Below are 5,995 nucleotides of genomic sequence, written 5' to 3'. Positions count from 1 at the left end.
GCGCCACCCTGCGGGTTCGCTCTTAGCGTTCTCGTAGAGTAGCCGCAAAGCGTCTACTGCGGTTCGTTAAAAAAATGACTTTGACAAAGACTGCTAAATAGGGTGGATTGCTACAGGTTCGCTTTTTCTTATCATAATTCTTTCATTTTTATCTCCCTTCTGCTAAAGTGAGAAGATTATGAAAATAATCTAATGATATTAAGTCTCAACAATTTTCAGGTGCAACTACCGCAGTACGGGCAAAAATTGGCTGTAGTATCTGGGCTGCTATTGGGGCTATGTTTGGCTGGATGTAGCCCGTCAACCTCCAATTCTCAACCAGGGTTAAGTCAAAACCCAGCCACAACTACCACCAACCTAGATAAAAAAGGCAAAAAAGTAGTCCTTACCACCTTTACAGTCATCGCAGATATGGCGCAAAATGTGGCTGGAGACAAGGCGATTGTCGAATCTCTCACCAAACCAGGGGCGGAAATTCACGGTTACGAACCAACTCCTAGCGATTTGGTAAGGGCGCAAAAAGCAGACCTAATTTTAAATAATGGTCTAAATTTAGAGCGTTGGGCACAGAAATTGTATAACAGCGTCCCTAATGTGCCTCATATTACCCTAAGTGAGGGAATCAAACCTGTAGAAATTACGGAGGATGCCTATAAGGGAAAACCTAATCCCCATGCTTGGATGTCACCACAAAACGCTTTGATTTACGTAGAGAATATTCGCAAGGCATTAGTTAATTTGGACTCAGCGAATGCAGAGACTTATAATACCAATGCCAAAGCATACAGCCAAAAGATTAAAGAAGTTGATGAGAAACTGCGAAAAGCGGTGTCGGTAGTTCCAGCAGACAAGCGCTACATGGTAAGCTGCGAAGGCGCATTTTCATACATTACCCGCGATTATGGCTTGAAAGAAGCTTATCTCTGGGCGGTTAACTCTGAACAACAAGCTACTCCCAAACAGCTAGAAAAAGTCATTGATATAGTTAAGAAAAATAAAATACCTGTAGTTTTTTGTGAAAGTACAGTCAATGATGGCGCGCAACGTCAGGTAGCTAGAGAATCGGGAGCAAGGTTTGGTGGAGTGTTTTATGTTGATTCCCTGTCTCCAGCAAATGGGCCAGCACCGACTTATCTCAAGTTGCTAGAACTTAATATTAATACTCTAACTCAGGGATTAGAGCAAAAATGAGCAAGTATGCAAGAATAAATTTAACTATTGAAAATTGACTTGTAGTAAGCACTTTAGTCCTATTTTATTCTCTGGAAAACTTTACGTATTCGCAAAAAAGGCTGGAGCCGCTCATTACAAACTAATGATTAATCTTAGAGGTGATTTTTAGTGAAATCTATTAGTATTGATGTCGAAAATCTCACAGTTGCTTACCACGGCAAAGTTGCTTTGCATGGTGCTTCTTTGCAAATTCAAGCAGGTTCAATCAGTGGTTTAGTGGGGATGAATGGTAGCGGTAAATCAACCCTATTTAAAGCAATTATGGGTTTTTTGAAGCCAGTTACAGGGCGGGTTTTAATTAATGGTTTACCGATAAAAGCTGCACAGAAAAAAAGCTTGGTGGCTTATGTACCACAGTCAGAAGAAGTAGACTGGAATTTTCCAGTAAGTGTCCATGATGTGGTGATGATGGGGCGCTACGGGTACATGAATATACTGCGAATTCCGGCGGCGAAAGATCAAAGAATCGTCAGGGAGAGTTTGGAGAGGGTGCAAATGTGGTCAATGCGCGATCGCCAAATTGGAGAACTCTCTGGCGGACAGAAAAAACGCGCCTTTCTCGCTCGTGCTTTAGCACAACAAGGAACAGTTTTACTATTAGATGAACCTTTCACTGGGGTAGATATCAAAACAGAAAAAGCGATGATTGACTTATTGCTGGAATTGCGAGAAGAAGGTCATACAATTTTGATTTCTACCCACGACTTAGCATCTATTACCACTTTTTGCGACCAAGTAGTATTGATTAATCGGACTATTTTAGCTTATGGTAATACATCAGAAGTCTTCACAGAAGAAAATCTGTCACGGACTTTTGGTGGTTCTCTTGGAGATTTATCTCTCAGCAAAAGTCAGATAATCCGTGGAAATCAAAATGAATCTGATTAATTACTAATTAATATTGTTAAAAACATGAATAGTCTCGCATTCTTAGACTGGTTAACCGCACCCCTACAGCATGAATTCATGGTGAAGGCAATTTGTGTAAGTGCCTTGGTTGGGGTGGTCTGTTCTGTTTTATCTTGTTTTATGACCCTTAAAGGTTGGGCATTGATGGGAGATGCTGTTTCCCATGCGGTAATGCCTGGGGTAGTAATTGCTTATGTTTTAAATATTCCTTTTGCTGTGGGTGCTTTTGTCTTTGGTGTGGGTTCAGTTATTGCGATCGGTTATATCAAAGCGAAGACGAGAATTAAGGAAGATACGGTTATCGGATTGGTATTTACAGGATTTTTTGCCCTGGGTTTGGTACTAGTTTCTAAAACTCCAAGCAGCGTAGATTTAACGCATATTTTGTTTGGGAATGTCTTGGGTATTTCTAATGAAGACATTATTCAAACGGTGATTATTAGCGTAATTACTTTAGTCACAATAGCTATTTTACGCAAAGACCTACTATTATTTTGTTTTGATCCGACTCATGCGCGTTCCATTGGCTTAAACACAGGAGCGCTGCACTATATCTTACTATCATTACTCTCATTAACTGCTGTTGCCGGACTCCAGACAGTGGGAATTATTCTGGTTGTAGCGATGTTAGTTACTCCGGGAGCAACGGCTTATTTATTAACAGACCGTTTCGACCATCTGATTCTAATTGCAATGGCATCTGGAGTATTTTCTAGTGTTATGGGGACTTATGTCAGCTATCATATCGATGGTGCAACAGGGGGTTGCATAGTTGTGTTACAAACCTTGTTGTTTGTCATCGCAATGATTTTTGCACCGAAACATGGGTTACTGGTAAGAGCAAAGAAGCAAGAAAACACTGACTGATTCAGTATTAAATAGGCTTTGCTATTTATGTAACCCCATACCGCAGGTCTGAGGGAAAAACAAGTGTTTTTTAAAATTGTGGTAATTGGTACTTCTTTAGGCGGATTATCAGCGTTGAAAATCATACTGGGGAATTTACCAGTAGATTTCTCTGTGCCGATCGCAATTGTCCAACACCGTCACAAAGAGTCTAGTCATACACTCCAGGAGTTATTACAAGAATCCAGTTTGTTGAAAATTCGAGAAGTGGAAGACAAGGACGAAATTCTACCAGGATATATCTATATAGCCCCAGCAGATTATCACTTACTGGTTGAACCAGGTCACTTTGCCCTTTCAACTGACGAGCCTGTTTCTTATGCTAGACCGTCTATCGATGTGTTGTTTGAGTCGGCAGCCGATGTTTACACTGAGGAAGTTATTGGTGTAATCTTGACAGGAGCAAACCAAGATGGTATGCAAGGACTTAAGAAAATAAAAGCACGAGGAGGAATTACTATTGTACAAGAACCTGCCACAGCCGAGAGCGACATTATGCCAGAGGCAGCAATTTCTGCTGTTACAGTAGACTGGATTTTGACACTCTCAAACATAGCTTCCCAGATGGTCAAGCTTTGTCAATCATCACAGAAATAAACCGATGCAGATGGAACCCAAAGTCAACATCCTCCTAGTAGATGATAAGCTGGAAAATTTGCTGGCACTAGAGGCAATCCTAGAAAAACTAGGGGAAAATCTTGTGAGAGCTACTTCTGGGGAAAAAGCTTTGAGGTGTTTGCTGCATCAAGATTTTGCAGTGATTTTGCTGGATGTGCAAATGCCAGGGATGGATGGCTTTGAAACTGCTACCTTGATTCGCAATCGGGGGCGATCGCGTCACACTCCAATTATCTTTCTCACTGCCTTTAGCACCAGCGACCAAATGCTGTTTAAAGGTTATGCCTTGGGTGCTGTTGATTATTTGCTCAAACCACTAGACCCCAATATTTTGACTTCCAAAGTCACAGTATTTGTAGAATTATTTAAGAAAACAGAAGCCGTCAAGCAACAAACAGCGCAACTGGTAGCTGTGAATACCGAACTCAGGCAAAGTGAAGAACGATTCCGATCGCTAAGTACCTGCTCACCCGTTGGCATTTTTGAAACGGATACCGAAGGCAACTGTAAATATACTAATCCCCGCTATCAGGCAATATGTGGCTTGAAAGCAGCAGAGAGTTTAGAAAAGAGATGGCTGGAATCTGTTCATCCAGAAGACAAAGAACGAGCGATCGCTAGTTGGTCTGCTTACATTTGTGAAGGTCGGGAATACTCAGAAGAATTTCGCTTTCAAGCTGTTCACGGTAGCGTCCGTTGGGTTCAAGTCCGCTCATCACCGATGCTTTCCAGTCAAGGAGAATTGCTGGGTTATGTAGGCACTCTGGAAGATATTACCGAACGCAAGCAAGCAGAAGAAGTCCGCGCTCAAGTGATTCGAGAACAGACCGCAAGACAGGAAGCAGAAGCCGCGAATCGGATGAAAGATGAGTTTCTAGCTGTTCTCTCCCACGAACTCCGCACACCCCTAACCTCAATGCTCGGCTGGTCAAAAATCCTCCGCGCCAAGAAACTTGATGACAAAGCCACTTCTCGCGCTTTGGAAGCGATCGAACGCAACGCCATATCTCAGATGCAACTAATTGAGGATATCTTGGATGTATCGCGGATTATCCGTGGCCAGTTGCGGTTAAATGTATCGGCGGTGAATTTGATATCGGTGATGGAGGCAGCTTTAGAGGCAGTGCGTCCCCTAGCAGAACCAAAAGATATTCAATTAAATACTGTCCTTGATACTTCCATCGGATCGGTTTATGGCGATCCAGCCCGTTTACAGCAAATTGTCTGGAATCTACTAACTAATGCGATAAAGTTTACCCCTAAAGGTGGTAGGGTAGAAGTCAGGCTGTCAAAGTATTTGGGATGTTCGATTTCCGACTTTCCTGCGGAACGCTACGCGAACGGCGTGAATGGTACTTCTGTAGGAGAGACTGCGCCAACGACAACGCTCACTACAATTCAGTCTAACGATTTGGGATTGGCATCTAGTAATGAAAATTTAGACTCTTCAAACACAGATGAAAGCAATAATCTAAAATCCCAAATCCTTCGACTGAGCGAAGCCGAAATCCAAAATCCAAAATCACACTATGCCCAAATTCAAGTTATTGATACAGGTATTGGTATAAGTTCCGAGTTTTTACCTAAAGTATTTGAGCGTTTCCGGCAAGCAGACAGCACTACAACGCGATCGCACAATGGACTAGGACTAGGATTAGCGATCGTTCGTCATCTAGTAGAACTACACAAAGGTGCAATCTTTGCCCAAAGTTTAGGCACTGGACAAGGAGCAACCTTTACTGTGAGACTACCACTGCTACAAGACAATAGGGGGAATAGAGAAGCAACAGGAAAAATTTCCTCCCCTGTAGCATCTACACCCCTTGCTGGATTAAGAGTTTTAGTTGTAGATGATGAAGCAGATACTCGTAACTTCCTCAGTTTTATGTTTGAAGAGTATGGGGCTTTTGCCACTGCGGTAGCATCAGTTGATGAAGCGCTAGTAGTACTTGAACAAGCAAAACCAGATATCTTGATTAGCGACATCGGTATGTCAGAGCAAGACGGTTATACGCTGATTAGGAAACTGCGCTCTTTAGAACCAGAAAAAGGCGGACGCATCCCCGCGATCGCTTTAACAGCATACACGCAAGAGGAAGACCGCTTGGAAGCGCTAAGAGCAGGGTTTCAGCAGCATTTATGTAAGCCAATTGACCCCAATAAATTGATTGCTGCGGTTGCCAATGTATTAGAACTGCCTATTGAAGTTCCAGTTAGTTGATTGGGGATTGGGGAGATGAGGGAGATGAGGGAGACAAGGGAGATAAGGGAGACAAGGGAGACAAGGGAGACAAGGGAGACAAGGGAGACAAGGGAGACAAGGGAGACA

At 42.7% G+C, this 5,995-nt stretch carries 5 protein-coding genes; all 5 read left to right on the top strand.

All coding sequences use genetic code 11. The features are described from left to right. Positions 1–192 precede the first annotated feature (192 nt). The 5 genes from HWQ37_RS01890 to HWQ37_RS01870 all read left to right on the top strand — a co-directional run bounded on the left by HWQ37_RS01890 (position 193) and on the right by HWQ37_RS01870 (position 5,887). Entirely contained in the window at positions 193–1,191 is a 999-nt protein-coding gene (locus HWQ37_RS01890; RefSeq protein ID WP_292743068.1) for a metal ABC transporter substrate-binding protein, read from the top strand. Between the two features lie 150 nt (positions 1,192–1,341). Next, positions 1,342–2,121, top strand: coding sequence for a metal ABC transporter ATP-binding protein (locus HWQ37_RS01885; protein ID WP_292743066.1), 780 nt, complete (start codon positions 1,342–1,344; stop codon positions 2,119–2,121). 24 nt (positions 2,122–2,145) lie between these two features. Beyond that, a complete protein-coding gene (locus HWQ37_RS01880; protein WP_292743064.1) occupies positions 2,146–3,009 on the top strand; it encodes a metal ABC transporter permease in 864 nt (287 codons plus the stop codon). Between the two features lie 63 nt (positions 3,010–3,072). After that, positions 3,073–3,645, top strand: a complete 573-nt coding sequence (locus tag HWQ37_RS01875) for a chemotaxis protein CheB (RefSeq protein ID WP_292743062.1) — start codon at positions 3,073–3,075, stop codon at positions 3,643–3,645. Positions 3,646–3,649: 4 nt separating this feature from the next. Beyond that, complete coding sequence (locus tag HWQ37_RS01870) at positions 3,650–5,887, top strand: hybrid sensor histidine kinase/response regulator (protein ID WP_292743060.1); 2,238 nt, start codon at positions 3,650–3,652, stop codon at positions 5,885–5,887. Positions 5,888–5,995: the final 108 nt, after the last annotated feature.

The organism is Nostoc sp. NMS4, from assembly GCF_017115095.1.
In the GTDB taxonomy this organism is placed as follows: Bacteria; Cyanobacteriota; Cyanobacteriia; order Cyanobacteriales; family Nostocaceae; genus Nostoc.
Note: the sequence above shows the minus strand (reverse complement) of the source record. Positions and strands in the feature narration are given on the sequence as shown.